Raw genomic sequence first — 26,327 nt, forward strand, 5'->3', positions numbered from 1 at the left:
CTTCATCACTGACACCAAGCATCAGGGCTAGAAGGGGTCAACGCAATGAGCACACTGCACAAAGTCAAGGCCTATTTCGGTATGGCCCCGATGGACGACTACGACGACGAGTACTACGACGACCACGCGCCCTCCCGCGGGTTTCCGCGCCCCCGTTTCGACGACGGATACGGCCGCTACGAGGGTCGCGACTTCGACGACCCGCGCGAGCCCGCCGACTACCCGCCGCCGGGCGGCTACCGCGGCGGTTACGCGGAGGAGTCGCGCTACGGGGCCGTCCACCCCCGCGAGTTCGACCGGCCCGAGATGGGCAGGCCACGCTTCGGGTCCTGGCTGCGCAACTCGACCCGCGGCGCGCTGGCGATGGACCCGCGCCGGATGGCGATGATGTTCGAGGAGGGCCACCCGCTCTCCAAGATCACGACGCTGCGGCCCAAGGACTACAGCGAGGCACGCACCATCGGCGAGCGGTTCCGCGACGGCACCCCGGTCATCATGGACCTGGTGTCGATGGACAACGCCGACGCCAAGCGGCTCGTCGACTTTGCGGCCGGCTTGGCCTTCGCGTTGCGCGGTTCCTTCGACAAGGTGGCCACCAAGGTGTTCCTGCTGTCGCCCGCCGACGTCGACGTGTCCCCGGAGGAGCGCCGCCGGATCGCCGAAACCGGCTTTTACGCTTACCAATAAACCCGGCTCGGTGGCGGCGGTCGGCCACCGCCTTCGCTGGCCGGGCCCGGCTGAGATGTGGCCGAGGGCCCGGAGTCGGTACGCTGGCAGGCGCCGCGCACGCCTGCGGCGCATGACATCTCATCGGTAAGGTCGGGGCTCTTCAGTTGGTGCTGTTCTTTCAGATCCTTGGGTTTGCGCTGTTCATCTTCTGGCTGCTGCTCATCGCCCGGGTCGTCGTCGAGTTCATCCGCTCGTTCAGCCGTGACTGGCATCCGACCGGCATCACCGTGGTGATCCTCGAGATCATCATGTCGATCACCGATCCGCCGGTGAAGTTGCTGCGCCGGCTAATCCCTCAGCTCACCATCGGGGCGGTCCGCTTCGACCTGTCGATCATGGTGCTCCTGCTGGTCGCGTTCATCGGCATGCAGCTCGCCTTCGGCGCCGCCGCCTAGCCTCGCTTCCGGCGCCTCGCTTCGGGCGCCTTGCTTCCGGCCCGGAGACGGTTCGGCCACGTTTTAGCCTCGGTTTGGTGGCTGCGATTTAAAAATTCTAAGGTTTCGTATTTTATTGCCCCTGAGCGTTTGAATTGGTTCTTATTTATTGGCCGAAACGGCAACGGTCGCGCCTCGTGTGACAGGATGGACGGCAGTTGCACGACGGCTACCACTGCGTTCTACACTTTCCAGAACGTTAGACAGGAACTTGAGGGGACGAAACAATGCCGCTTACACCAGCCGACGTCCACAATGTGGCGTTCAGTAAGCCACCGATCGGCAAGCGGGGGTACAACGAAGACGAGGTCGACGCCTTCCTCGATCTGGTGGAAGCCGAGCTGACGCGGCTGATCGAAGAGAACAGCGATCTGCGTCAGCGCATCGAGGAACTCGACCAGGAACTGGCCTCCGGCGGTGGCGCGAGCGCCGCCCCGGCCGCCGCGGCTGCCCCCACTCAGGCGATCCCCGTCCCCGAGCCGGAGCCCAAGGCGGCGCCCGTCGCCGCGCCCGCCGCGTCGCCGTCGAGCAACGAGGAGCAGGCCATGAAGGCCGCTCGGGTGCTCAGCCTGGCCCAGGACACCGCCGACCGGCTGACCAGCACGGCCAAGGCGGAGTCGGACAAGATGCTGGCCGACGCCCGCGCCAACGCGGACCAAATCCTCACCGAGGCCCGGCAGACCGCCGAGACCACGGTGACAGAGGCGCGGCAGCGCGCCGACGCGATGCTCGCGGACGCCCAAAGCCGTTCCGAGACCCAGCTGCGCCAGGCCCAGGAGAAGGCCGACGCCCTGCAGGCCGACGCCGAACGCAAGCACTCCGAGATCATGGGAACGATCAACCAGCAGCGCACCGTCCTGGAAGGCCGCCTCGAGCAGCTGCGCACCTTCGAACGCGAATACCGGACCCGGCTCAAGACCTACCTGGAATCGCAGCTGGAGGAGCTCGGCCAGCGTGGATCGGCCGCGCCCGTGGACTCCAGCGCCGACGCCGGCGGGTTCGACCAATTCAACCGGGGTAACAACTAGCCTCACAGGCGTGCCGGACACTCGCCCAGTCGCGCGGTTGGCACGCTAGACCTGCACACGAACTGGCTGTCCCGCTCGCTGCTTGGAGGATGACCGATGCTGATCATTGCGCTGGTACTGGCCCTGGTCGGGCTCGTCGCGTTGGTGTTCGCCGTCGTCACCAGCAACGAGTTGGTGGCCTGGGTGTGCATCGGCGCCAGCGTGCTCGGCGTGGTCCTGCTGATCATCGACGCGCTGCAGGAGCGGCAGCGCCGCGACGCGGGCACCGCGGACGAGCACGAGGAGCAGGCCGAGGAAGAGGCCGTCGACTACCCCGAGGAGGCGCCCGACGAGGGCGCCTACGAAACCCCGGCGGAAGCCGGCACGCCGCCATCGGCGGAGGCGACCGAACAGTCGACGGTGTCGGCCGAGGGTCGCGGCGACGAGGCGGCCAAGTAACACTCAGCCGGTGGGCGTGGCGAGCGTCTCGCGCACCTCGTCGTCGCTCACCTGATGAAAATCGGCGTACACCTGGCCGACCGCTTCGAACCCGGGCGGCATTGTCACGCAGACCACCTCGTCCGCCGCGAGGCTTAGCTCACCGCACGTCGACCGCGGACCCACCGGCACCGCGACGACGACCGACTTCGGGCCCGCGGCCCGCACCGCCCGCACGGCGGCCAGCATGCTGGCCCCGGTCGCGATGCCGTCGTCGACCAGGATCACCACCTTGCCGCGGGGATCGGCCATCGCGCGAGAGCCCCGGTACGCCCGCTCGCGGCGGGCGAGTTCGGTTGTCTCGCTTTGGATTACCTCGCGGACCTGCTCGTCGCTGATCTGCAGGCTGGATACCACGTCGTCGTTCATCACGACGCCACCGCCGCTGGCCAACGCGCCCATTGCGAGCTCCGACCAGTGGGGCACACCGAGCTTGCGGACCAGGAATACATCCAGCGGGGCGTGTAGCGCCGCGGCGATCTCCCACGCCACCGGCACCCCGCCGCGGGCCAGCCCGAAAACCAGAACGTCGTCCCTGTCGCGGTAGGACGTCAGCTGCTCGGCCAGCGCGCGACCGGCCTCGCGACGGTCGCGGAAGGTGCGCGTCGCAGAGTGCCGGAGAAATCCGTCGGGTGCCATCGGTCGCGTTCCAGCCTACGGGCTCGGCCCGGGCCGCGGGTCAGCGAACCCGGGTTTCTCCCGGGAAGTTCTGGCCTCCCGCCTCCGAGACCGACGCGGTGACCAGGTGCTCGAACGTACCGGTGACGTCCAGGATGCGGTCGAGGAATTGCGGTCGGTGGTCGAGGTGCAACCGCACGCCCGCCCGAGCGCATCGGCGGTGGACCAGCAGCAGGCCGGACAGGCCGGCGGAATCACAGAAGGCGAGTTCGGCCAGGTCGAGATGCAGGTGCGGGGCGGGCTGCTGGCCAAGGAGCTGGACGGCGGCGTCGACCATCGCGTCCACGGTCTCGTAGACCAGGTCACCGGAGAGTCGCACGCAGGCCGACCGCCCGGACGTGGTGGTGTTTAGGAACAGGTTCATGCGGTCGCTCCCGGGGCGGCGATGGTGGTGAGGGCATCGTTTGCTGCGGTCAGCAGGCGCCGGCTGCGGGGGAACTCGTTGAGCTGGATCGTCAGCAAATCCAGAGCCGGGTGTAGCGACGCCGTTGGAACGCCGCGCGCGGTGAGGATGTCGGCGGTCCATTTGATGAAGTCAGTGAACAACGCGTCGTCGTCGGTGTAGAGGCTCACGGTGAGGAACTCGACGATGTGGGCGATGTCCTCGACGGTGCGCTGGTGCTGCAGCGGTGAGTAGGCGCGCATGGCGGGAAAGCGGTCCTCCAGGTCGGCGACGGTGGACTTGACCAGCTGCGCCGCGGTCCGGCTCACCATCGTGTATTCCTGGTCGACCAGATGCGGCAGGTCGTCGACGGGCTGGCGGTTGGACGCCCTCCGAACGGGGCGGAACCCGCGGCCCAGCCGCTCGTCGGCGGTGCGCGCGTCCGGCGCCCACGCGTCGGCGCCGAGCTGGCGGGCGAAGCGGCCGTCGCGGCCGAACGCGGCGCCGCCGGCCAGCACGGGGAAACCAGCGGACTGGCACGCGACGATCGCGGCGTGCGCGTTGGGCAACCGGGTGGGGATCGAGCAGGAGAGCGCCACGACGTCCGGGCCGTACCGGTGCAGGTGGGCAACCAGGTGCGGGGTGGGCACTTGCGCGCCCAGGAAGTCGACCTGCCAGCCGCGCAAGCGCAGCACCTCCGCCAGCAGCCGGGCGGGCAACGCGTGCCACTCGCCGTCCACGCAGGCCAAGGTGACGTGACCGCCGTGACTGCTGACTTTGCCGGCGGCGTGATGGGCGAGCGCGGCGATGACGCGATCATTGATCGCGGTGGCGGCGTGCTCCTGCGTGACGCTGATCCGGTTGGCGGCCCATTCCGTGCCGACCTTGTGCTGGACGGGGGCGATCACGTCCAGCAGCACGTCCTCGGGCGTCATGCCCGCTTCCATCGCTGCGAACACGGTGGCGGCGGCCGCGTACTCGTCACGGTCGGTCAGGGCGCCCCAAAGCCGTTCGCGGACAAGCAGATCGCCGGTGGCACCGGTTGTGCGGGTCATCTCGGTGTCGTAGGACGTCATGCCACGTACCTGCCCCGGGTGTGGCCGTCGACGGCGCTGAGGTGGGTGCGCTGCGGGGCGGTGATGGCGACGACGGCGATGTCGTCGTGCACGCGCTGCCCCACCCACTCCGAGGCCAGCATCAGGACGCGTTCGACGACCGCCTCGGCCGGCATGCCGGCGCATCCGGTCAGCGCGGCCGCCAGGCGCTGCTCGCCGAAGAAGTCGTCGCCCAGCGGGCCGCCGCGTGCCTCGGTGATGCCGTCGGTGTACAGCACGCATGTCTCGCCCGGCGCCAGTGAGGTCTCGAACGACTGCACCGTGATGTGCTCCAGGGCGCCGACCAGCGTGCCCTTGGTGTTGGCCTCTTCCACCTGCCCGTTGTCGCGCACGATCAGCGGAGGGGGATGCCCGGCGCAGGTCAGCCGCAGCACCACCTGACCGTCGCGGTACGCGACCGAAGCCAGCACCAACGTGGCGAATCGCGTGTGGTCTGAGGACAACATGGCGCGGTTGAGCAGCGTGAGCACACCCTCGTGGTCCTGCGCCAGCGGCGTCAGGGCCTGCAGCGTGTTGCGGATCTTGCCGGTCATCACGGCGGCCTCCAGGCCCTTCCCGCAGACGTCGCCCAGCACCACCAGCGTCTCGTCCTCGGGACGCTGCGCGGGATGGAAGTCGTAGAAGTCGCCGCCGACCACCTCGTAATCCTTGGAAGCGCGGTAGCCCCCGGCGAATTCGATGCCGTGCAGCCCGTGCAGCGGCGGGGGCAGCAGGTCGCGCATCAGGGTGCGGGTGATGGCGGCCTGCTCGGCGTAGAGCCGGGCCGCCGACAGTGCCGCCCCGGCCCGGGCGGCGAACAAGCCGGCGAAGATTTCCTCGTCCGCGCTGTACACCGGCCGACCGGAGCGACGCAGCAGCACCAACGCGCCCGCCGAAACGCCGTGGCCCGGCAGCGTCAGGATCATCACGGAGCCGATCGGACCTGAGAAGTGTTGCGGGACAAGCCAATCCGGTACCGACACGGGGTCGATCCAGCCCGAGGAGACCGGCGGGAACCCATGCAGCGCCTCGCTCAACCCCGCCACGACGGCGGGGTCGGCGTCGACACTGCACTGCTCCACCGCCCCGGCCGCGGCGCTGTAGAAGACCGGAAGTCGACGGCCGCGGCCCGCGGGAGCCACCAGGACCGCCGCGTCCGCGAGGTGTTGGGCGGCCATCTGCACGGTCGCTTCCCTGCAGCGGTCCACGTTCAGCGAGGCCGTCAATACCGACGACGCCTCGAGCAGGATCGCCGCGCGCTCCTGTTCGCGCGCCAGCGCTTCTTGCGCCTCCCGCAACAGCTGACCGGTGTCCTCGACCAGCGACCATGCCACCTCGCCGCTGGGCAGCACCGCCGCGTGCGCGGCGAACTTGCGGCCGCCCACATTTCCCGACGCCTCGTTTCCCGACGCCGTATTTCCCGACGCATCCGAGGCGTCCCGGCCGAGCGAGTCGGGATGCAGTTGGACGAGGCGATGGTGCGCCCGCGAAAGCCATTCGACCGTTTCGTCGATTCGCCCACCTTGGACCGCGCCGGGCAAGAGCGAGGCGGCGGAGCCGCTCAGGGCCTGCACGGTTCCCGCCCGGTCGACGACCAGGGTCGGGCAGGACACAGCCGCCCACAAGGCATCGAGGTCGATCTCGACACCTACGTGGGCGTCATCATGCATGCGGTTGACCTGTCAACGCGGGGAATCGGATTTGGCTAGAGCTACATCCGACTCTACGTGTCCGGGATTGCCGGACGGATTCGCTCGTGCGGGCGGTGCGTCGAAGTTGCCGGGCAGGAGCCATTTCTCGACCCCGATTGCGGGACTGGGGCAGGCCCCGATTCGAAGACCTGCGCCTCGCGTGTCCGAGGGGGGACTTGAACCCCCACGCCCATTAGTAGGGCACTAGCACCTCAAGCTAGCGCGTCTGCCATTCCGCCACTCGGACAAGACCAACGAGAGTTGGCAGCTAAGGCTAACGGATTGTCGCACGCGCACCCAAGCCAGCCGGGCCGGTCAGCATGAGCCGAGCGGGCCCCCACAATGGTAGGAAAGGTGGTTGTGACCGACCACACCGAGTTTCCGACCAACCCGAGCGACGACGTCGTCGAGGTCGTCAGCAGGTTGATCCGGTTCGATACCACCAACACCGGCGAACCGGAGACGACGCGCGGCGAGGCCGAGTGCGCGCAGTGGGTCGCCGAACAGCTCGCGCAGGCCGGCTACTCGCCCCAATACGTGGAGTCCGGCGCGCCCGGCCGCGGGAATGTGATCGCCCGACTCGCGGGTGCGGACAGTTCGCGCGGTGCGTTGCTGATCCACGGGCATCTCGACGTGGTGCCCGCCGAGCCGGCCGAGTGGAGCGTGCACCCGTTCTCCGGCGCGGTCAAGGACGGCTTCGTCTGGGGCCGCGGCGCGGTCGACATGAAGGACATGGTCGGCATGATGATCGTGGTGGCCCGGCGGCTGAAGCAGGCCGGGATCGTGCCGCCACGCGATCTGGTGTTCGCGTTCCTGGCCGACGAGGAACACGGTGGCAGCTACGGGGCTCAGTGGCTGGTCGACAATCAGCCCGACCTGTTCGCGGGCGTGACCGAGGCGATCGGCGAAGTGGGTGGGTTCTCGCTGACGGTGCCGCTCCGCGACGGTGGCGAACGTCGGCTCTATCTGATCGAGACGGCCGAGAAGGGCCTGTCGTGGATGCGCCTGACCGCCCGCGGTCCGGCCGGGCACGGATCCATGGTGCATGACCAGAACGCCGTCACCGCCGTCGCCGCGGCGGTCGCCCGGCTGGGCCGGCACCAATTTCCGGTCGTGCTCACGGACGCCGTCGCGCAGTTCCTGGCCGCCGTCGAAGAGGAGAGCGGCCTGGCTTTCGACGTCGAGTCGGGCGACCTGGCCGGGGTGGTCGACAAACTCGGCCCCATGGCCCGCATGCTCAAAGCGGTGCTGCAGGACACCGCCAACCCGACGATGCTCAAGGCCGGGTACAAGGCCAACGTCGTCCCGGCGGTGGCGGAAGCGGTGATCGACTGCCGGATCCTTCCCGGCCGCAAGGCCGCGTTCGAGGCCGAGGTCGACGAGCTGCTGGGCCCAGACGTGACGCGCGAGTGGATCAAAGACTTCTCGTCGTACGAGACCAGTTTCGACGGTGACCTGGTGGACGCCATGAACGCCGCCGTGCTGGCGCTGGACCCCGATGCCAGGACGGTGCCGTACATGCTTTCCGGCGGCACCGACGCGAAAGCCTTCGCGCGCTTGGGTATTCGCTGTTTCGGTTTCAGTCCGCTGCGGTTGCCGCCGGACCTCGACTTCACCGCGTTGTTCCATGGTGTCGACGAGCGGGTACCCGTGGATGCGCTGAGGTTCGGCACCGAGGTGCTGACTCACTTCCTGACACACTGCTGATCGACACTCAAAACGAAAGGATTCTCCATGAGCAACGCGCCCGACCCGTACGCCGCGCTGCCGAAGCTGCCGACGTTCACCCTGACGTCGGAGTCTGTGACTGACGGCCAGCCGCTGGCGCAGCCGCAAGTCAGCGGAATCATGGGCGCGGGCGGAGAAGACGTCAGCCCGCAGCTGAGTTGGTCCGGATTTCCGGGGGAGACCCGCAGCTTCGCGGTCACCGTCTACGACCCCGATGCGCCGACTGCCTCCGGGTTCTGGCATTGGGCGGTGGCGAACCTGCCTGCGGACGTCACCGAACTGCCCGCGGGCGCGGGCGACGGCAGCGACCTGCCCGGGGACGCGCTGACGCTGGTCAACGACGCCGGAATGCGCCGCTACATCGGCGCCGCGCCGCCGCCGGGGCACGGGCCACACCGCTACTACATCGCAGTGCACGCCGTGGACGTCGACAAGCTGGACCTCGGCGAGGACGCCAGCCCCGCCTACCTCGGCTTCAACCTGTTCCAGCACGCGATCGCGCGCGCCGTCATCCACGGCATTTACGAACAGAAGTAGGGCGGGCGCCAGGTCGGAAATCACTTAGGCCACTTCCGTCCCTGGGGTTTCAAGCGCGGGGATTTTGTCGGAGGCCAGGAATATCATTCGAACATGAGTTCGAGTGCTTGGCAGTTGATTCAATCCGACATCGACGCGTTGAGCGCTGTCGTCTCGCGCTTCCAGCGGCATTCATATGAGGCGTTGACGCCCTCGAGGCTGGTTGAAGTCCTGGAAGAGCGCGCGTTCCTCCTTGGCCAGCTGGATGCACTCACGTACGAGTTATCTAGCCCGTTCGGACTGCCGAATGGACGGCGCACATGGCTTTGACGGATCGTGAGCAGATTCAGGCCGACGTTGACGCGTTGTGTGCCGTGGCTACTCGGTTTCAGGGTCATACGTATGAGGCGCTGACCAACCCGGAACGCTTGGGGATCTTGGAGAAACTCGAAGGCGTAACACGCAAACTCCAGACGCCAAGTCACCAGCTCATCAATCAGCTTGCGGAGCAGGCTGATTCGGCGGAGCTGGGTGGCAAGCTGAGCTGGGCGCTGGCCGACCGGTTGCACATCACGCGGGGAGAGGCCAGCCGGCGCGTCGCTGAGGCCGCGGAGCTGGGCCCGCGCCGGGCGCTTTCCGGTGAGCCGTTGGAGCCGGTGTTGCCCGCCACCGCGGCGGCCCAGCGCGACGGGGCAATCGGCTCCGACCACGTGGCGGTGATCCGGCGACTTTTCCACCAGCTGCCGGAATCGGTCGACGTCGAAACGCGTGAGCACGCCGAGAAACACCTGGCTTCGGAGGCCGCTCACTATCGTCCCGACCAACTCGCCAAGCTCGCCCGCCACCTGATGGACTGCCTCAACCCCTATGGCAACTACACCGACGCGGACCGGGCGCGGGCTCGCGGCCTGGTGCTGGGCGCTCAGCAGGCCGACGGCATGTCGAAGCTGAGCGGGTGGTTGACGCCCGAGGCGCGCGCGACCTGGGAGGCGGTGCTGGCCAAATTGGCGGCCCCCGGGATGTGCAACCCCGACGACGAGGCGCCGGTCGTGGACGGCGGCCCGACGGAGGAGGCGGTGCAGCGGGACACCCGCACGGCCGCACAGCGCAGCCACGACGGCCTCAACGCCGCCCTGCGCGCGATGCTCGCCAGCGGCGAGCTCGGCCGGCACAACGGGTTGCCGGCGTCCATTGTCGTGACGACCACGCTGACCGAGCTGGAAGCGGCCGCCGGCAAGGGCTTGACCGGCGGGGGCACCATCTTGCCGATGTCCGACGTCATCCGCCTGGCCCGGCACGCCCATCACTATCTGGCCGTCTTCGACAAGGGGGAAGCGGTGGCGCTGTATCACGGCAAGCGCCTGGCCTCACCCGGCCAGCGAATTGTCCTGTACGCCAAGGATCGCGGCTGTTCCCATCCCGGTTGTGATGTGCAGGGCTACTACTGCGAAGTCCACCACGTCGAAGACTGGGCCAGCACCTACCGCACCGATATCAACCAGCTCACCCTGGCCTGCGGACCCCACCACCGGCTCCTCGAGAAGGGCTGGACCACCCGAAGACGCGCCAACGGCGACACCGAATGGATCCCGCCGCCACACCACGATCGCGGCCAGCCCCGCGTCAACAACTTCCATCATCCGGAGAAGATCTTGGCCGAAGACGACGACCAAGAAGGGGCGGCTTAACCCGCGGCGCCGCCGGCCTTGGGCGCCGCAGAGCCGACGGCAGCGCTGAGCGAGGCGAACCCGCCGTCGCGCAGCCGGCGCGCGATGCCGTCATGAATGCGCTTGGGCCACAAGCCTCCTCCGTAGATGAAGCCGGTGTAGCCCTGCAACAGCGACGCGCCCGCGGTAATCCGCTCCCACGCGTCGTCGGCCGTCTCGATGCCGCCGACGCTGATCAGCGCCAGGCGGTCGCCGACCCGCCCGTAGAGCCGGCTCAGCACTTCGACGGCCCGGGCCGCCACCGGTGGCCCGGAAATGCCGCCGGGCCCCAACGCGTCGACCCCCGGCGTCTGCAGGCCGTCGCGGGACACGGTGGTGTTGGTGGCGACGATGCCCGCCAGGCCCAAGTCCACGGCCAGGTCGGCGACGTCGTCCAGATCGGCGTCGGACAGGTCCGGGGCGATCTTGACCAGCACCGGCTTCGACGTTTCGGCGAGGACGGCCGACAGGATGGGCCGCAACGCCTCGACGGCCTGCAGGTCACGCAGGCCGGGGGTGTTCGGCGAGCTTACGTTCACCACCAGATACGACGCCAGCGGCCCGACCAGACGCGCGCTGGCCCGGTAATCGTCGACGGCGTCGGCGGCCGGGGTGGTTTTCGTCTTACCGATGTTGACCCCGATCGGGACGTCGGGTTGGTGCCGCGCGAGCTGGACCGCCAGCGCCCCGGCGCCCAGGTTGTTGAATCCCATCCGGTTCAGCAGCGCGCGGTCGGCGGGCAGCCTGAACATGCGCGGGAGCGGGTTGCCGGGCTGCGGGTTCGCGGTGACGGTTCCAACCTCGGCGAAGCCGAAGCCGAGCGCGCCCCAGGTCAGCAGTCCCTTGCCGTCTTTGTCGAAGCCGGCGGCCAGCCCCAGCGGCGCCGGAAAACGCACCCCGAACACCGTGCTCGCCAGCGCCGGATCTTTCGGGCCGAGCAGCCGCCGCAGCAGCTGCCGCGCCGGGGCCAGGGCGGTGGCGCCGCGCAGCACCGCGAAAACCAGCGTGTGGATGCGCTCGGGCGGGACCAGGAACAACAGCCGCCGCACCAGGCCGTAGAAAGCGCCGTCGCCGGTTTGCGGCCCCGTCACAGTTCCGGCTGGTCCGGGCGCCGGGTGTCCAGACGAGATTTCTTGCGCCGCAACAACACTCGCCTGCTACCGTCGGTGTAGAGCCGCACCCGGGTCAGCTCCCACCCGCGATATTCGGCCTCAATGGACAGCCGGGTGGAGGCGCTGAGTCGGGTGACCTCCGGCGGCAGGCGCAGCGGCACCCACTCGTATTCGTCGGACAGCTCGGTGTCCCAGCCCGCGGGCAGCCGACTGCTGCGCTGCGCGGTCAACGTGTGCCCGCTGCGTGCTCGATCACCTGCACCCCGGCACCGGACCCCGACACCACGTACAAGGTGTTCGACGCTTCGTCGAACGCCAGTGAGTTCGGTTGCTGCACGGTTGGGTAACGCACCTTCTCGACGGGAATTCCGGTGGACAGATCGTAACCAACCACAATATTAGAAGCGGTCTGCGTCACCCAGCTCAACGCGCGGGAACCGGCCAGGCCGTACGGCGCCTCAGGCACCGGATAGGCCTGCCGCAAGATCAGCGGATCCACGCCGTACACCAGCAGCTGGCCGCCACGGGTGTCCGCGACCAGGACCCGACCCAGCGGATCCGCGGTCATGGTGGTCGCGCCTTCACCGGCACGCAGCGCCTGCTGGGCCTTGCCGTCGGCGCCGATCGTCGTCACCGAGGTCTGTCCCCGGTCCAGGACCGCCGTCGTATTCCCTTGCGTGGCAAGCGCATCGACCCGTACGAAGATCTTGCTGCGGGTGCCGACAGGGGCGGCGGCAACGGCGCCGGGCGTCGGCGAGCCGGGTGTCGGAGAAGCGAGGATGTAGACGGTCCCGTCGGCACTCCCCAGCACCAGCTTGCCGTCGGCGCGCAGGGCGACCGCGGTGAAATCGGCCTGTTGGGCGTCGGCGACGTCCACCCGGGTCGCGCGGCCGGTCGCCAGGTCGACCACGAAATAGCCGCCGCGGGCGGCCAGGAAGAGCGTTCCGTGGCCGTCATCGGTCAACGCGGTCGACGGTCCCGGCAGGGCGATGACGCGCGGCGCGGCGGTCGAATCGCCGAAGACGGTGACGGTCCCCGCTCCCGCCGGGGCGCCGGGCGCCAGCACCGCCAGCTGGTGCGTGCCGCCGTCGAAGGTCGCCGCGATGGCGGCGGCGGCCAGCGGGCGCACCTCGCCGGCCGGGCGCTGGAACGCCGGCGGAGACACGGCCGGTTCGGCCGCTGCGATGGTGGGCGGCGCGGATTTGAATGTATTGGACGAACAACCCGCGATCGCCGCCAGCAAAAGCGCGACGGCAAGCAGGCGGCGCTGAGCTGCCAATTGATGACGCATGTGCCGTGACAGCAATTATTTTCCCTCGCGTAACGACGGTGGACTTCCGAGTCTAAGGAACGCTTTCGCATCCAATATGGCCATGTCGTGCACATCAAGTCCGGTGGGCGAGGTATCGTCGCCTCATGGCCGTCATCGTTGACCGGCAGATCGCGGAGAAAGAGTTTGCTGTCGAAGATATGTCGACAGGAATCTTCGCCAGCGGGTATGGACAAGTCGGTGATGGACGTAGTTTTTCGTTCCACATCGAGCACCGCTCGCTCGTCGTCGAAATTTACCGACCGCGCCTCGCCGGGCCAGTTCCGCAGGCCGAAGAGGTGGTCGCCACGGCGGTCCGCAGCCTGGTCGATATCGACCTCACCGACGAACGCAGCCTGGTCGCCGCCGTGCGCGACTCGGTGGCGCATGCGGTGCCGGTATCGCACTAGTCGATAGCGCCTTCCCACCGGGTACCGTCGTGGTCGTGGTTGCCCCAGCTCGTCGGATGTTGGACACCGCTGCATGACGGTCATCCTGCTGCGGCACGGTCGATCCAGCTCGAACACCGCGGGGATCCTGGCCGGCCGCTCCGAGGGCGTCGACCTCGACGACAAGGGCCGCGACCAGGCCGCCGGGCTGATCGACCGGATCGGTGACCTGCCCATCCGGGCCCTGATCAGTTCGCCGCTGCTGCGCTGCCGGCGCACGCTCGAGCCGCTCGCCGAAGCGCTGTGCCTCGAGCCGTTGATCGACGACCGGCTGGCCGAGGTCGATTACGGGGACTGGACCGGCCGCAAGATCGCCGAACTGGCCGGCGAGCCGCTGTGGCGGGTCGTGCAGGCTCACCCGAGCGCGGCGGTGTTCCCGGGCGGAGAGGGGCTGGCACAGGTGCAGGCGCGGGCCGTGTCCGCCGTCCGCGAACACGATCGGCGGCTAGCCCAGGAGCACGGGGGAGAGAACGGCGGCGACGCCCTGTGGGTGGCCTGCACTCACGGTGATGTCATCAAGGCGGTCGTCGCCGACGCCTACGGCATGCACCTTGACGCGTTCCAGCGGGTCACCGCCGACCCGGCGTCGGTGAATGTGATCCGGTACACCGAATTGCGCCCGTTTGTGTTGCACGTCAACCACACCGGTGCGAAATTGGCTGCGGCGCTGCGGGCCGGACCCCCGCCCAAGGAACAGGCACAGGACAAGGCGCAAGATAAGGCCCACGACAAGGCGCACGACAAGACCGACGGCGAGTCCCCGGCGGCGCTGCCGGCCAGCGACGCGGTGGTCGGTGGCTCATCCGATTAATTCCGCTTAAAACAAGCGCGGCGGGGCAATCGAATCGCACGGCGAAGCCAACAGCCGGTATTTTGGAGGTGCCATGGCCCGCGCAATCCACGTCTTCCGCACACCCGACCGCTTCGTGGCCGGGACCGTTGGTCAGCCCGGAAACCGAACCTTCTACATCCAGGCGGTACACGATTCCCGGGTGGTGTCGGTGGTTTTGGAGAAGCAGCAGGTTGCGGTCCTGGCCGAGCGCATCGGCGCGCTGCTGCTCGAGGTGAACCGCCGATTCGGGACACCGGTCCCTCCGGAGCCGGCGGAGGTGGAGGACCTGAACCCGTTGATCACTCCCGTGGATGCCGAGTTCCGGGTTGGGACCATGGGCCTGGGCTGGGATTCCGAAGCCCAGACCGTGGTGGTCGAGTTGCTGGCCGTCACCGACGCCGAGTTCGACGCGTCGGTGGTGCTCGACGACACAGAGGAAGGGCCCGACGCGGTGCGGGTGTTCTTGACGCCGGAGTCGGCGCGGCAGTTCGCCACCCGCTCCAACCGCGTCATCTCAGCGGGACGGCCACCATGCCCGCTGTGCGACGAACCGTTGGATCCCGAAGGCCATATCTGCGCGCGCGCCAACGGCTATAGGCGCAGCGCGCTGCTCGGGCCTGACGATGAACTTGAGGCCTGACGACCGTGAGGTGTTGCGCCACGGTGAGCTGACGGTCCTCGGACGCATCCGCTCGGCCAGCAACGCCACCTTTCTGTGCGAGTCCACGCTCGACGAAACGACGGTCCACTGCGTCTACAAACCGATCTCCGGTGAGGCCCCGCTGTGGGATTTTCCCGACGGGACGCTGGCGGGCCGCGAACTGGCCGCCTACCTGGTGTCGACACAGCTGGGGTGGAACATCGTGCCGTACACGGTGATTCGTCACGGCCCGGCCGGGCCGGGCATGCTGCAGCTGTGGGTGGACCAGCCCGGCGACTCCGCCGACTCCGAGCCCAGGCCCGGACCGGACCTGGTCGACCTGTTTCCCGCCAACAAGCCGGAACCGGGTTACCTGCCGGTGCTGCGGGCCTACGACTACGCCGGTGACGAGGTCGTCCTGATGCACGCCGACGACATCCGGCTGCGGCGCATGGCTGTCTTCGACGTGCTGATCAACAACGCCGACCGCAAGGGCGGCCACGTGCTGCGCGACGTCGAGGGCCACGTCTACGGCGTCGACCACGGCGTGTCCCTGCATGTCGAGAACAAGCTGCGCACGGTGCTGTGGGGCTGGGCCCACAAGCCGGTCGACAAGAAGATGCTGGAGGCGGTCGCCGGGCTCACCGAGGCCCTGGGCGGCTCGCTGTGCGACGAACTTGCCGAACACATCACGCGTGCGGAGATCGCGGCGTTGCGCAGGCGCGCGCACGCGCTGCTCGACGACCCGGTGATGCCCGGACCCAACCGGCACCGCCCCATTCCGTGGCCGGCCTTCTAGGACCGGCGTTCTGAGCCGCGCATGGCCGTCGGCGATACTGAACCGGTGAGCCAGGGCCCGGATGAGTTGACCGATGCCGCTCTGGCCGCCGAACTCGCCGCGGACGCCGGCGAACTGCTGCTGAAGGTGCGCGACGAGATCGGCTTCCGACATCCGTGGGCGTTGGGCGACGCCGGCGACAGCCTGGCCAACGAGCTGATCCTGCGGCGGCTGCGCACCGAGCGGCCCGACGACGCGGTGCTCAGCGAGGAGGCCTACGACGATCTCGTCCGGCTCAAGCACGACCGGGTCTGGATCATCGACCCGCTGGACGGCACCCGTGAATTCTCCACGCCGGGCCGCGACGATTGGGCGGTGCACATCGCGCTGTGGCAGCGCCCCACGAACGGGCGGCGGGAGATCACCGACGCCGCGGTGTCGTTGCCGGCCCGCGGGAACACGGTCTACCGCACCGACACCGTCACCGCCGAGGCCGCGCGCGTCGGCATACCGCACACGTTTCGCATCGCGGTCAGCGCCACCCGCCCGCCCTTCGTGTTGCACCGGATGCGCCAGTCGTTGGCCATCCAGCCGGTGGCGATCGGCTCGGCGGGCGCCAAGGCGATGGCCATCATCGACGGTGACGTCGACGCCTACCTGCATGCCGGCGGCCAATGGGAATGGGATAACGCGGCGCCCGCCGGGGTGGTGATGGCCGCCGGCATGCACGCGTCGCGGCTGGACGGCTCGCCGATGCGCTACAACCAGCTCGATCCCTACCTGCCCGACTTCGTGATGTGTCGCGCGGAGGTGGCGCCGATCCTGCTCGCCGCCATCCGCGACGCGTGGCGCTAACTTCCCGCGTTTAGACTCGTTGGCATGCAGTCGTGGGAGTCTCCACCGGTTCCGGTATTGCCGGGACGTGGGCCCGAGCTCCGGCTGTTCGACACCTCCGACCGGCAAGTGCGCCCGGTGGCGCCCGGATCGACGGCGACGATGTATGTCTGCGGCATCACCCCGTATGACTCCACCCATCTGGGTCACGCGGCCACCTATCTGAGCTTCGACCTGGTCTACCGGCAGTGGCTGGATCTGGGCCACGCCGTGCACTACGTGCAGAACGTCACCGACGTCGACGATCCGCTGTTCGAACGCGCCCAGCGCGACGGTGTGGACTGGCGCGAGCTGGGCGATCGTGAGGTCACGCGCTTTCGCGAGGACATGGCGGCGCTGCGGGTCCTGCCGCCGCGCGACTACGTCGCGGCCACGCAGGCGATCCCCGAGGTGGTCGAGCTCGTCGAGAAGATGCTGGCGTCGGGCGCGGCGTACGTCGTCGACGGCGACTACCCGGACGTCTACTACCGCGCGGACGCCACGCCGCAGTTCGGCTACGAGTCCGGCTACGACCGCGAAACCATGCTGCGGCTGTTCGGGGAGCGCGGCGGCGACCCGGACCGGCCCGGCAAGACCGACGAGCTGGACGCGCTGCTCTGGCGGGCCGCCCGGCCGGGGGAGCCGAGTTGGCCGTCGCCGTTCGGCGCCGGCCGGCCCGGCTGGCATGTCGAATGCGCGGCGATCGCGCTCAGCCGAATCGGCAGTGGCCTGGACATCCAGGGCGGCGGCAGCGACCTGATCTTCCCGCATCACGAGTTCACCGCCGCACACGCCGAATGCGTAAGGGGCGAGCGGAGATTCGCCCGCCACTACGTGCACGCCGGCATGATCGGCTGGGACGGGCACAAGATGTCCAAGAGCCGGGGCAACCTGGTGCTGGTGTCGACCTTGCGCGCGCAAGGCATCGAGCCGGCGGCCATCCGGCTGGGCCTGCTGTCCGGCCATTACCGCGCGGATCGATTCTGGAGCCAGCAGGTGCTCGACGAGGCCACGGCCCGCCTGGAGCGCTGGCGCGCCGCGACGCGGCTGCCCGCCGGGCCCGACGCCGCCGACGTGATCGCGCGGGTGCGCCAATACCTGGCCGACGACCTGAACAGCCCCAAAGCCCTTGCCGCGCTTGATGGTTGGGCAACCGATGCGCTCGAATACGGCGGTCATGACGCCGAGGCCCCGCGCCTGGTGGCGACCGCGGTCGATGCGCTGCTCGGCGTTGAGTTGTGAAAGCGGTACGTTGTCGGCCATGACGTCGTTGCAGGACAAGGTTGTTTTGATCACGGGCGGGGCCCGCGGAATCGGGGCCGAGGTCGCCCGCAGGCTGGGCGACAAGGGCGCCAAACTCGTGCTCACCGACCTCAACGACGCCGAGCTGACCGCGCTGGCGGCCGAAATCGGCCGCGAGCGCGTGCTGACCGCGGTCGCCGACGTGCGCGACCTGCCGGCCATGCAGGCCGTCGCCGCCCGGGCCGTCGAGCGCTTCGGCGGCATCGACGTCGTGGTCGCCAACGCCGGCATCGCCAGCTACGGGTCGGTGCTGCAGGTCGATCCCGAGGCGTTCAAGCGGGTCATGGACATCAACGTGCTCGGCGTGTTCAACACCGTGCGCGCCACGCTGCCCACGGTGATCGAGCGCCGCGGCTACGTGCTCATCGTCTCGTCGCTGGCGGCCTACGCCGCGTGTCCGGGCCTGGCCCCCTACAACGCGTCGAAGGCCGCCGTCGAGATCTTCGCCAACGCGCTGCGGCTCGAGGTCGCCCACCGCGGTGTCAGCGTCGGTTCGTCACACATGTCGTGGATCGACACCGCCCTGGTCCGCGACACCGAGGCCGACCTGCCCGCTTTCGGCAAGCTGCTATCCAGCTTCCCGTGGCCGTTGAACAAGACCACCACCGTCGACAAATGCGCGGACGCCTTCGTCAAAGGCATCGAGGCTCGCCGGAATCGGATCTACTGCCCGCGCTGGGTGGCCTTGTTCCGCTGGATCAAGCCGGTGCTGTCCACCCCAGCCGGTGAGCTGCCCCTGCACAAGCCCACCGCGGAGCTGCTGCCCCAGCTGGACGCCCAGGTCGTCGCGCTCGGGCGCTCGACCAGCGCCTACAACCAGGGATTGGGCAAGTCCTCGCCGGCGGCGGATTAGTCAGTCGGGGCGAGTGGCCGGTTCGGCGGTCGCGGCCGATCCGGCCTGGGCCGCCCGCTGCGACGCGACGGCCGCCACCCGACCGCGGACCAGGAACCATCCGGCGCTCAGCGCCGGCGGAACGACCACCACCGTCCCAATGGTCCAGGCGCCGGTCTCCTTGTCGCAGGCCATCATCACCAAGACGGCGGCCAAGAACGCCAGGGTGAGATAGCCCGAATACGGCGCCCATGGCATGCGAAACCGCGGCCGCTGGACAACTCCGGCCCTGGCCAGCCGATGGAAGCGCAACTGACACAGCACGATCGTGGACCAGCACGCGATGATGCCCGGCGCCACCATGTTGAGCACGATCTCGAACGCTTCGCCGGGATTGAAGGCGTTCAGGACGATGCCGAACAGGCAGATCGCGCCGGCCATCGTGATACCGACGTAAGGCACCCCGTTCTTGGACATCCGGGCCGCGAACCGGGGCCCGCTGCCGCTGGACGCCATCGAGTGCATGATGCGGCCGGTCGAATAGAGCCCCGCGTTAAGGCTCGACAGCGCCGCGGTGAGCACCACCGCGTTCATCACGTCGCCGGCGCCGTGGAAACCGATCTTGGAAAAGAAAGTGACGAACGGGCTTTCGGTGGCCTGGTACGAGGTGTAAGGCAGCAGCAACGCGAGCAGCGCGATGGACCCGACGTAGAAGACGGCGATCCGCGCGATCACCGAGTTGATCGCGCGGGGCATGACCTTTTCCGGTTCGGGGGTTTCACCGGCGGCTGTGCCGACCAATTCGATGGCCGCATAAGCGAACACCACACCCGAGGTGGTCAGCAGCGCCGCTGTCACGCCGGCGGGAAAGAGGCCGCCGTGGTCGGCCCACAGATTGAGTCCGGTGCTGTGGCCGTCGATCCGGTAGCGCCCTGCGAGAAAGACGATCCCGACGACCAGGAAGGCGACCAGCGCGAAAACCTTCACCAGCGCCGCCCAAAATTCCAGCTCCCCAAACCATTCCACCGAGATCAGGTTCATCGACAACACGGCGACGAGCGCGATCAGCGCCAGCACCCACTGCGGGATCGATCCGAACGCCGTCCACCGCCGCAGATAGGTGGCGATGGCGGTGGTGTCGACGATGGCCGTCATCGACCAGCCCAGGAAATACATCCAGCCGATGGCGAATGCGGCCTTCTCGCCGAAGAACTCGCGCGCGTAAGACACGAACGAGCCCGACGACGGACGGTGCAGGACCAACTCGCCCAGCGCCCGCAGGATGAGAAAGACGAAGACACCGCACAGGGCGTAGACCAGGAACATGCCGGGGCCCGCCTTGGCCAGCCGCCCGCCCGCACCCAAAAACAGCCCGGAGCCGATCGCACCCCCGATGCCGATCATCTGCACCTGCCTGGCCTTGAGTCCCTTGCGGTACCCGGCGTCCTCGCCCGAGTCGCCCGGGCCGGCCGCCGCCGGGATCAGGCTGCCGTCACCAGGCAACGCCGCCATGCAGCTATCCAATCGTGGTCGTCCGCCGACCCAGGGCCGCGGATGTTGCGTGGATCAGAGGGCAAGGAGCTCTACCGGCCGAAGCCGGGCCGCCGTCGACGCAGGTAGCGCTCGAACTCCGCGGCCAGCGCGTCGCCGTCGATCTTGCCCAGGGCCTCGTTCATGTCGACCTCGGCGTCGCCGCGCTGTTCGAGCGACTGCACGTACTCGGCCAGGTCCTCGTCCTCGGCGGCCATCTCGGTGATGGCCTGCTCCCACTCCTCGGCGTCGGTCGGCAGGTCGGCCAGCGGCACCTCGATGTCGAGCACGTCCTCGACGCGTCGCAGCAACGCCACGGTCGCCTTCGGGTTGGGTGGCTGCGAGACGTAGTGCGGCACCGCCGCCCAGAACGTCACGGCGGGGATCCCGGCGGCGACGCAGGCGTCCTGGAACACCCCGGCGATGCCGGTGGGCCCCTCGTAGCGGCTCTCTTCCAGGCCAAAGCGTTTGGCCGATTCGGGGGAGTAGGCAGCGCCGGAGACCGGGACCGGCCGGGTATGCGGAGTATCGGCCAGCAGGGCGCCCAGGATGACGACGGTGTCCACGTTGAGCTTGTCGGCGATGGCGACCAGTTCGGCGCAGAAAGTGCGCCAGCGCATGTTGGGCTCGACGCCGTGCATCAGCACGACGTCGCGGTCGCTGCCCGGCGGCCGACAGTGCGAAATCCGCATGGCCGGCCAGACCAGCTCCCGGGTAACCCCGTCGACCTGCCGAATGACGGGCCGATTCACCTGGTAGTCGTAGTACGCCTCGTCGTCGATCTCGAGGATGGGGTCGGCTTCCCAGATGGCCTCGAGGTGCTCGAGGGCGTCACTGGCCGCGTCGCCGGCGTCGTTCCAGCCCTCGAATGCCGCCACGACGATGGTGTCGTGCAGTTCGGGCAATGTCGCTTTCCCAAACGGTGGGCCATCGGATGGGGTCACAGAATCAGCGTACGGCCTTTGCGGCCGATCTTCGGCCTTGCCTGGCAAGGACCTGTCAACCATCGGAGGTATTCCATAGGGCGACTATCCTTATGGGGTGCGTGCCGACCTGACCCTCGACGAGATCAACAGCAGGCGTCGACGCGGTCGGAGCGAAATACGCTCGGCTTCGCACTGGTTAATTTTGGTAACTATTGCGTCGCAGGCAGGATCCACGAGCTGTCGGCGATGAGTTAGGCGTCCAGACGTCGATAGGGGGACGACGTAGACTCTTGACCGTCGAGAGGCGTTGCAACGGGTATTGGGGGACCGGGTCCCCGCCGGTATCCGCCACGCTCGGCAGAGTCAAGGACGCCTTCCGCTATGGAAGGAATGCACGTGAACGTCGTTGAGTCAGAGACCTTCGTGCCTGACATTCGTCCCGACTGCACCGAAGAACTTACGGCCGCTCTCCGTGAGCGGATCGTGGTGATCGACGGCGCGATGGGCACGGCGATCCAGCGCGACCGGCCGGACGAGGCCGGCTACCGAGGCGACCGCTTCACCGAGTGGCCGACCGCTCTGCAGGGCAACAACGACCTGCTCAACCTGACGCAGCCGCAGATCATCGAGGGGATCCATCGCGAGTACCTCGAGGCCGGTGCCGACATCCTGGAAACCAACACGTTCAACGCCAACGCGATCTCGCTATCCGACTACGGCATGGCAGACCTGGCCTACGAGCTGAACTACGCCGGCGCAGCCCTGGCCCGCAAGGCCGCCGATGAGTACAGCACCCCGGAGAAGCCCCGCTACGTCGCCGGCGCGATCGGTCCGACCACGCGCACCGCGTCGATCTCGCCGGACGTCAACGACCCCGGAGCCCGCAACGTCTCCTACGACCAGCTGGTCGCCGCCTACCTGGAAGCTGCCAACGGCCTGGTCGACGGCGGTGCCGACCTCCTCATCGTCGAAACGATCTTCGACTCACTGAACGCCAAGGCGGCGGTCTTCGCCGTCGAAACGCTGTTCGAGGAGCGCGGACGCCGCTGGCCGGTGATCATCTCGGGCACCATCACCGACGCGTCCGGGCGGACGCTGTCGGGTCAGGTCACCGAGGCGTTCTGGAACTCGATCCGGCACGCCAAGCCGCTCGCCGTCGGCCTCAACTGCGCCCTTGGCGCGCCGGAGATGCGGCCCTACATCGCCGAGATGTCGCGGATCGCGGATACCTTCGTCTCCTGTTACCCGAACGCCGGCCTGCCCAACGCCTTCGGCGAGTACGACGAAACCCCGGAGCGTCAGGCCGGGTACATCGCCGACTTCGCCGACGCCGGCCTGGTCAACCTGGTCGGCGGTTGCTGCGGAACCGCGCCGCCGCACATCGCCGAGATCGCCAAGGTCGTCGAGGGCAAGCCGCCGCGCGAGGTGCCGGAGATCCCGGTGGCCACCCGGCTGTCCGGCCTGGAACCGCTCAACATCACCGACGACTCGCTGTTCGTGAACATCGGTGAGCGCACCAACATCACCGGATCGGCCCGGTTCCGCAACCTGATCAAGGCCGAGGATTACGACACCGCGCTCTCGGTCGCCCTGCAGCAGGTCGAGGTCGGTGCGCAGGTCATCGACATCAACATGGACGAGGGCATGATTGACGGCGTCGCCGCGATGGACCGGTTCACCAAGCTGATCGCGGCCGAGCCGGACATCAGCCGCGTCCCGGTGATGATCGACTCCTCCAAGTGGGAGGTCATCGAGGCGGGCCTGAAGAACGTGCAAGGCAAGCCGATCGTCAACTCGATCTCCATGAAGGAGGGCGAGGAGAAGTTCATCCGCGAGGCACGGCTGTGCCGCAAGTACGGCGCCGCCGTCGTCGTGATGGCCTTCGACGAGCAGGGGCAGGCCGACAACCTGGAGCGGCGCAAAGAGATCTGCGGGCGCGCCTATCGGATCCTGACCGAAGAGGTCGGTTTCCCGCCCGAGGACATCATCTTCGACCCGAACTGCTTCGCGCTGGCGACCGGTATCGAGGAGCACGCGACCTACGGCATCGACTTCATCGAGGCCTGCGCCTGGATCAAGGAAAACCTTCCGGGAGTGCACATCTCCGGCGGCATCTCGAATGTGTCGTTCTCGTTCCGGGGCAACAACCCCGTCCGCGAGGCGATCCACTCGGTGTTCCTGTTCCACGCCATCAAGGCCGGGCTGGACATGGGCATCGTCAACGCCGGTGCGCTAGTGCCCTACGACTCGATCGACCCCGAACTGCGCGAGCGCATCGAGGACGTCGTGCTGAACCGCCGCGACGATGCGGCCGAACGACTCCTGGAGATCGCCGAGCGGTTCAACAAGTCGGAGGATAGGGCCGGCGACTCTGCCGTCCAAGAGTGGCGCAACCTTCCTGTGCGCGAGCGGATCACGCACGCGTTGGTCAAGGGCATCGACGCCCACGTCGACGACGACACCGAGGAATTGCGGGCCGAAATCGCCGCCGCGGGTGGCCGCCCGATCGAGGTGATCGAGGGCCCGCTGATGGATGGCATGAACGTCGTCGGCGACCTCTTCGGCTCGGGCAAGATGTTCCTGCCCCAAGTCGTGAAGTCGGCCCGCGTGATGAAGAAGGCCGTCGCCTACCTGCTGCCGTTCATCGAGGCGGAGAAGGAGCAGAACGGCACTGCCGCAGCGAAGGACACCAACGGCACGATCGTGATGGCGACCGTGAAGGGCGACGTGCACGACATCGGCAAGAACATCGTCGGAGTTGTCCTGCAGTGCAACAACTTCGAAGTGATCGACCTCGGCGTGATGGTGCCCGCCCAGAAGATCCTGGACGCGGCCAAGGAGCACGACGCCGACATCATCGGGCTGTCCGGGCTGATCACCCCGTCGCTGGACGAGATGTCCAACTTCGCCGTCGAGATGGAACGGGAGGGGCTGCAGATCCCGCTGCTGATCGGCGGTGCGACCACGTCGCGCGCCCACACGGCCGTGAAGATATCGCCCCGTCGCAGCGGTCCGGTGGTCTGGGTCAAGGACGCGTCCCGTTCGGTGCCGGTCGCGGCGGCCCTGCTCGACGACAAGCAGCGTCCGGCCCTGCTGGAGGCCACCGAGAAGGACTACGCGTCGCTGCGGGAACGGCACGCGCAAAAGAACGAGCGGCCGATGCTGACCCTGGAGAAGGCCCGCGCGAACCGGACGCCGATCGAGTGGGACGGCTACACGCCGCCGGTGCCCGCGATAGGTGCGGCAATACGGGAATTTCAGGATTACGACCTCGCCGAGCTGCGGGAGTACATCGACTGGCAGCCGTTCTTCAACGCCTGGGAGATGAAGGGCAGATTCCCCGACATCCTCAACAACCCGGCCTCGGGCGAGGCCGCCCGCAAGCTCTACGACGACGCCCAGCAGATGCTGGACACCCTGATCAAGGAGAAGTGGCTGACCGCCAACGGGGTGATCGGGTTCTTCCCGGCGAACGCGGTCGGCCCGGGTTTCGAAGACATCGAGGTCTACACCGACGACACCCGCACCGAGGTGCTGACCACGCTGCACAATCTGCGCCAGCAGGGCGAGCACCGCGACGGCATCCCCAATCGGAGCCTCGGCGACTTTATCGCGCCCAAGGACACCGGGCTGGCCGACTACATCGGCGCCTTCGCGGTCACCGCGGGGCTGGGCAGCCAGGAGAAGATCGCGGAGTTCAAGGCGGCACTCGATGACTACAGCGCAATCCTGCTGGAGTCGGTCGCCGACCGGCTGGCGGAGGCGTTCGCCGAACGGATGCACCAACGGGTCCGCAAGGAGTTCTGGGGATTCCAGCCCGACGAGCAGCTGGACAACGAGGCGCTCATCGAGGAGAAGTACCGGGGAATTCGCCCGGCGCCCGGTTATCCGGCCTGCCCGGAGCACACCGAGAAGGTGACGCTCTGGAAGTTGATGGACGTCAAGGAGCGGACCGGCATCGAGCTCACCGAGTCGATGGCGATGTGGCCCGGCGCGGCCGTCAGCGGCTGGTATTTCTCGCACCCGCAGTCGCAGTACTTCGTGGTCGGCCGGTTGGGTCAGGACCAGGTCGCCGATTACGCGAAGCGCAAGGGCTGGACTCTCGCCGAAGCGGAGCGCTGGCTCGCCCCCAACCTCGGCTACAACCCGGAGGACTGAGCCACAGGCTCAAAGGGACGTTCAGGGGAAGGGATGTTGATGCTGGAGCGAGAGTTGAACCGCATTGCCGACATCGCCGTGGAAGCCGTTAATGTCACGGTCTTGCACGTCCGGCGCATCGTCGGAGCCCTATGCACCGCCCTCGACCGCACAAGACACGAAGTCGGCGACTTAGCTTGGGACTACGGTGATCTGGCGACAAGCGTCCGTTTCTCGGCCCGCCGTAATCGCGCGTCCGCCGGGGACGACGGTCGGGTGACGCTCAGCGAGCACGCTGACAATGTGATATCGATGGAGCTGCGCCGCCGAAAGGCCAACTGAGGCAACGCCAGAGGCGCTGTCGCTAGCTGTCGCTAGATGCGCAGCACGGAACTCAACGCCGACAGCGGAATATGAGCCTGCACAGTCCCGCCGTCCATATACCACTGCATCAGGCCCGGCGCGAAGTTGAGGGGCTCGTCGTGTCCCACCGGGTAGTCGGGCATGTACAAGATCAACTCGTCGGGTGTCACCGCCCACGCCTTGTATGCCCCGGAGTAGACCTTGTCCGGCGTCCAGCGGTCGATCACGAACGGGTACGTGCCCGGGTCATGGGGCGGCGGCGCCTGATCGAGCGCGGTCTCGATAAACGGTTGGGCCAGTGGCGGAATCGCGGTCAGCGGGTTCGACGTCGTCAGGTCCGCCAGCTGCACCCGCCGGCCGCTGGCCATGTCGAAGGTGAATGTCCGGTAGGCGTTGTTGAACTTCGGCCCGTCGGCGTGGTAGTCCTCGTGGAACACGGCGCTGAGCAAGTTTTGATGTCGGAACACTTCGAAGTTCTCCTCGCCGTAGCTGTCGGCGGCCATCTGGGAGTTGGCGGTCTTCCAATTGTTGACCAGGGTGTGCAGGTAGTCGCGGATGACCGGGCCCGTTGTCGGGTTGTCGACCAGGTCGTCGGGCAAGGCGACCTTGATGTCCCGCACGGCCTTGCGTTCCGACGTCACCGACGTGTGGCAGTACTGGCCGTCCCAGTCACCGCCCAGCTCGCCGCAGAACGACGGCGCGGACGCGTGGGTGGTGGCGGTGGTGGGAACCGTTGTCGCCACCGCGAATACGACCGCGGCCCAGAATCTCTTGCGCATAA

General features: G+C 68.0%; 26 protein-coding genes and 1 tRNA gene. 16 read left to right on the plus strand and 11 right to left on the minus strand.

Annotated elements, in window-relative coordinates; all coding sequences use genetic code 11:
* Nucleotides 1-45 precede the first annotated feature (45 nt).
* From ACEL92_RS11640 to ACEL92_RS11655, 4 genes are all read left to right on the plus strand, one after another.
* Complete coding sequence (locus ACEL92_RS11640) at nucleotides 46-687, plus strand: cell division protein SepF (RefSeq protein WP_374025698.1); 642 nt, start codon at nucleotides 46-48, stop codon at nucleotides 685-687.
* Nucleotides 688-833: 146 nt separating this feature from the next.
* Nucleotides 834-1,124: a YggT family protein gene (locus tag ACEL92_RS11645; protein WP_007170773.1), complete on the plus strand. Its 291-nt coding sequence runs from the start codon at nucleotides 834-836 to the stop codon at nucleotides 1,122-1,124.
* Nucleotides 1,125-1,390: 266 nt separating this feature from the next.
* Nucleotides 1,391-2,191: a DivIVA domain-containing protein gene (locus ACEL92_RS11650; RefSeq protein WP_374025699.1), complete on the plus strand. Its 801-nt coding sequence runs from the start codon at nucleotides 1,391-1,393 to the stop codon at nucleotides 2,189-2,191.
* A gap of 96 nt (nucleotides 2,192-2,287) precedes the next feature.
* Complete coding sequence (locus ACEL92_RS11655; protein ID WP_374025700.1) at nucleotides 2,288-2,629, plus strand: hypothetical protein; 342 nt, start codon at nucleotides 2,288-2,290, stop codon at nucleotides 2,627-2,629.
* 3 nt (nucleotides 2,630-2,632) lie between these two features.
* Here ACEL92_RS11655 and ACEL92_RS11660 read toward each other — a convergent pair whose 3' ends face one another.
* The 5 genes from ACEL92_RS11660 to ACEL92_RS11680 form a co-directional block, all read right to left on the minus strand.
* A complete protein-coding gene (locus ACEL92_RS11660) occupies nucleotides 2,633-3,307 on the minus strand; it encodes a phosphoribosyltransferase (RefSeq protein WP_374025701.1) in 675 nt (224 codons plus the stop codon).
* 40 nt (nucleotides 3,308-3,347) lie between these two features.
* Nucleotides 3,348-3,710 carry an STAS domain-containing protein gene (locus tag ACEL92_RS11665; RefSeq protein WP_374025702.1) on the minus strand — a complete coding sequence of 121 codons (363 nt, stop codon included), beginning with the start codon at nucleotides 3,708-3,710 and terminating at the stop codon, nucleotides 3,348-3,350.
* Nucleotides 3,707-4,804, minus strand: a complete 1,098-nt coding sequence (locus ACEL92_RS11670) for a B12-binding domain-containing protein (protein WP_374025703.1) — start codon at nucleotides 4,802-4,804, stop codon at nucleotides 3,707-3,709. The genes ACEL92_RS11665 and ACEL92_RS11670 overlap by 4 nt, the downstream gene beginning before the upstream one ends.
* Nucleotides 4,801-6,492 (minus strand): PP2C family protein-serine/threonine phosphatase, encoded by a 1,692-nt coding sequence (locus ACEL92_RS11675; protein ID WP_374025704.1) that lies wholly within the window; start codon nucleotides 6,490-6,492, stop codon nucleotides 4,801-4,803. The genes ACEL92_RS11670 and ACEL92_RS11675 overlap by 4 nt, the downstream gene beginning before the upstream one ends.
* 182 nt (nucleotides 6,493-6,674) lie before the next feature.
* Nucleotides 6,675-6,760 (minus strand) — tRNA-Leu (locus ACEL92_RS11680).
* A gap of 95 nt (nucleotides 6,761-6,855) precedes the next feature.
* On the opposite strand from ACEL92_RS11680, the gene ACEL92_RS11685 reads away from it, so the two are divergent.
* The 3 genes from ACEL92_RS11685 (at nucleotide 6,856) to ACEL92_RS11695 (ending at nucleotide 10,445) form a co-directional block, all read left to right on the plus strand.
* Nucleotides 6,856-8,220, plus strand: coding sequence for a M20/M25/M40 family metallo-hydrolase (locus tag ACEL92_RS11685; RefSeq protein WP_374025705.1), 1,365 nt, complete (start codon nucleotides 6,856-6,858; stop codon nucleotides 8,218-8,220).
* 27 nt (nucleotides 8,221-8,247) lie between these two features.
* The gene (locus tag ACEL92_RS11690) at nucleotides 8,248-8,778 is read left to right on the plus strand and encodes a YbhB/YbcL family Raf kinase inhibitor-like protein (protein ID WP_374025706.1); all 531 of its coding nucleotides are present in this window, start codon (nucleotides 8,248-8,250) and stop codon (nucleotides 8,776-8,778) included.
* Nucleotides 8,779-9,077: 299 nt separating this feature from the next.
* Complete coding sequence (locus ACEL92_RS11695; RefSeq protein ID WP_374025707.1) at nucleotides 9,078-10,445, plus strand: HNH endonuclease signature motif containing protein; 1,368 nt, start codon at nucleotides 9,078-9,080, stop codon at nucleotides 10,443-10,445.
* Here the strand turns inward: ACEL92_RS11695 and ACEL92_RS11700 are convergent.
* The 3 genes from ACEL92_RS11700 to ACEL92_RS11710 are packed head-to-tail and all read right to left on the minus strand — an operon-like array spanning nucleotide 10,442 to nucleotide 12,866.
* Nucleotides 10,442-11,554 carry a quinone-dependent dihydroorotate dehydrogenase gene (locus tag ACEL92_RS11700; protein WP_374025708.1) on the minus strand — a complete coding sequence of 371 codons (1,113 nt, stop codon included), beginning with the start codon at nucleotides 11,552-11,554 and terminating at the stop codon, nucleotides 10,442-10,444. The genes ACEL92_RS11695 and ACEL92_RS11700 overlap by 4 nt on opposite strands.
* Nucleotides 11,551-11,805: a DUF5703 family protein gene (locus ACEL92_RS11705; RefSeq protein WP_374025709.1), complete on the minus strand. Its 255-nt coding sequence runs from the start codon at nucleotides 11,803-11,805 to the stop codon at nucleotides 11,551-11,553. Before ACEL92_RS11705 ends, ACEL92_RS11700 begins: the two co-directional genes overlap by 4 nt.
* A complete protein-coding gene (locus ACEL92_RS11710) occupies nucleotides 11,802-12,866 on the minus strand; it encodes a YncE family protein (RefSeq protein ID WP_374025710.1) in 1,065 nt (354 codons plus the stop codon). The genes ACEL92_RS11705 and ACEL92_RS11710 overlap by 4 nt, the downstream gene beginning before the upstream one ends.
* Nucleotides 12,867-12,991: 125 nt before the next feature.
* Between ACEL92_RS11710 and ACEL92_RS11715 the strand changes: the two genes are divergently transcribed.
* The 7 genes from ACEL92_RS11715 to ACEL92_RS11745 all read left to right on the plus strand — a co-directional run bounded on the left by ACEL92_RS11715 (nucleotide 12,992) and on the right by ACEL92_RS11745 (nucleotide 18,611).
* Nucleotides 12,992-13,294, plus strand: a complete 303-nt coding sequence (locus ACEL92_RS11715; RefSeq protein ID WP_067758640.1) for a hypothetical protein — start codon at nucleotides 12,992-12,994, stop codon at nucleotides 13,292-13,294.
* Between the two features lie 73 nt (nucleotides 13,295-13,367).
* Nucleotides 13,368-14,144 carry a histidine phosphatase family protein gene (locus ACEL92_RS11720; protein ID WP_374025711.1) on the plus strand — a complete coding sequence of 259 codons (777 nt, stop codon included), beginning with the start codon at nucleotides 13,368-13,370 and terminating at the stop codon, nucleotides 14,142-14,144.
* Nucleotides 14,145-14,217: 73 nt separating this feature from the next.
* Complete coding sequence (locus ACEL92_RS11725) at nucleotides 14,218-14,805, plus strand: DUF3090 domain-containing protein (RefSeq protein ID WP_046186213.1); 588 nt, start codon at nucleotides 14,218-14,220, stop codon at nucleotides 14,803-14,805.
* Entirely contained in the window at nucleotides 14,789-15,604 is an 816-nt protein-coding gene (locus ACEL92_RS11730; RefSeq protein WP_374025712.1) for an SCO1664 family protein, read from the plus strand. The genes ACEL92_RS11725 and ACEL92_RS11730 overlap by 17 nt, the downstream gene beginning before the upstream one ends.
* 21 nt (nucleotides 15,605-15,625) lie before the next feature.
* Entirely contained in the window at nucleotides 15,626-16,438 is an 813-nt protein-coding gene (locus ACEL92_RS11735; protein WP_374025713.1) for a 3'(2'),5'-bisphosphate nucleotidase CysQ, read from the plus strand.
* A gap of 24 nt (nucleotides 16,439-16,462) precedes the next feature.
* On the plus strand, nucleotides 16,463-17,698 hold the full coding sequence (gene mshC / locus ACEL92_RS11740) for a cysteine--1-D-myo-inosityl 2-amino-2-deoxy-alpha-D-glucopyranoside ligase (RefSeq protein ID WP_374025714.1): 1,236 nt from the start codon (nucleotides 16,463-16,465) through the stop codon (nucleotides 17,696-17,698).
* 19 nt (nucleotides 17,699-17,717) lie between these two features.
* Nucleotides 17,718-18,611, plus strand: a complete 894-nt coding sequence (locus ACEL92_RS11745) for an SDR family oxidoreductase (RefSeq protein ID WP_374025715.1) — start codon at nucleotides 17,718-17,720, stop codon at nucleotides 18,609-18,611.
* Here ACEL92_RS11745 and ACEL92_RS11750 read toward each other — a convergent pair whose 3' ends face one another.
* On the minus strand, nucleotides 18,612-20,102 hold the full coding sequence (locus tag ACEL92_RS11750; protein WP_374025716.1) for an amino acid permease: 1,491 nt from the start codon (nucleotides 20,100-20,102) through the stop codon (nucleotides 18,612-18,614). It abuts the gene before it with no gap.
* 71 nt (nucleotides 20,103-20,173) lie between these two features.
* The gene (locus ACEL92_RS11755; protein ID WP_374025717.1) at nucleotides 20,174-21,064 is read right to left on the minus strand and encodes a PAC2 family protein; all 891 of its coding nucleotides are present in this window, start codon (nucleotides 21,062-21,064) and stop codon (nucleotides 20,174-20,176) included.
* Between the two features lie 378 nt (nucleotides 21,065-21,442).
* Here ACEL92_RS11755 and metH point away from each other — a divergent pair, with 378 nt between their 5' ends.
* Nucleotides 21,443-25,204 carry a methionine synthase gene (gene metH, locus ACEL92_RS11760; RefSeq protein ID WP_374025718.1) on the plus strand — a complete coding sequence of 1,254 codons (3,762 nt, stop codon included), beginning with the start codon at nucleotides 21,443-21,445 and terminating at the stop codon, nucleotides 25,202-25,204.
* A 33-nt stretch (nucleotides 25,205-25,237) separates the two neighbouring features.
* A complete protein-coding gene (locus tag ACEL92_RS11765; protein ID WP_374025719.1) occupies nucleotides 25,238-25,525 on the plus strand; it encodes a hypothetical protein in 288 nt (95 codons plus the stop codon).
* Nucleotides 25,526-25,557: 32 nt separating this feature from the next.
* Here the strand turns inward: ACEL92_RS11765 and ACEL92_RS11770 are convergent, their stop codons facing one another.
* Nucleotides 25,558-26,325, minus strand: coding sequence for a mannan-binding family protein (locus ACEL92_RS11770; RefSeq protein WP_374025720.1), 768 nt, complete (start codon nucleotides 26,323-26,325; stop codon nucleotides 25,558-25,560).
* Nucleotides 26,326-26,327 lie beyond the last annotated feature (2 nt).

Source organism: Mycobacterium hainanense (assembly GCF_041890355.1).
GTDB lineage: Bacteria > Actinomycetota > Actinomycetes > Mycobacteriales > Mycobacteriaceae > Mycobacterium > Mycobacterium hainanense.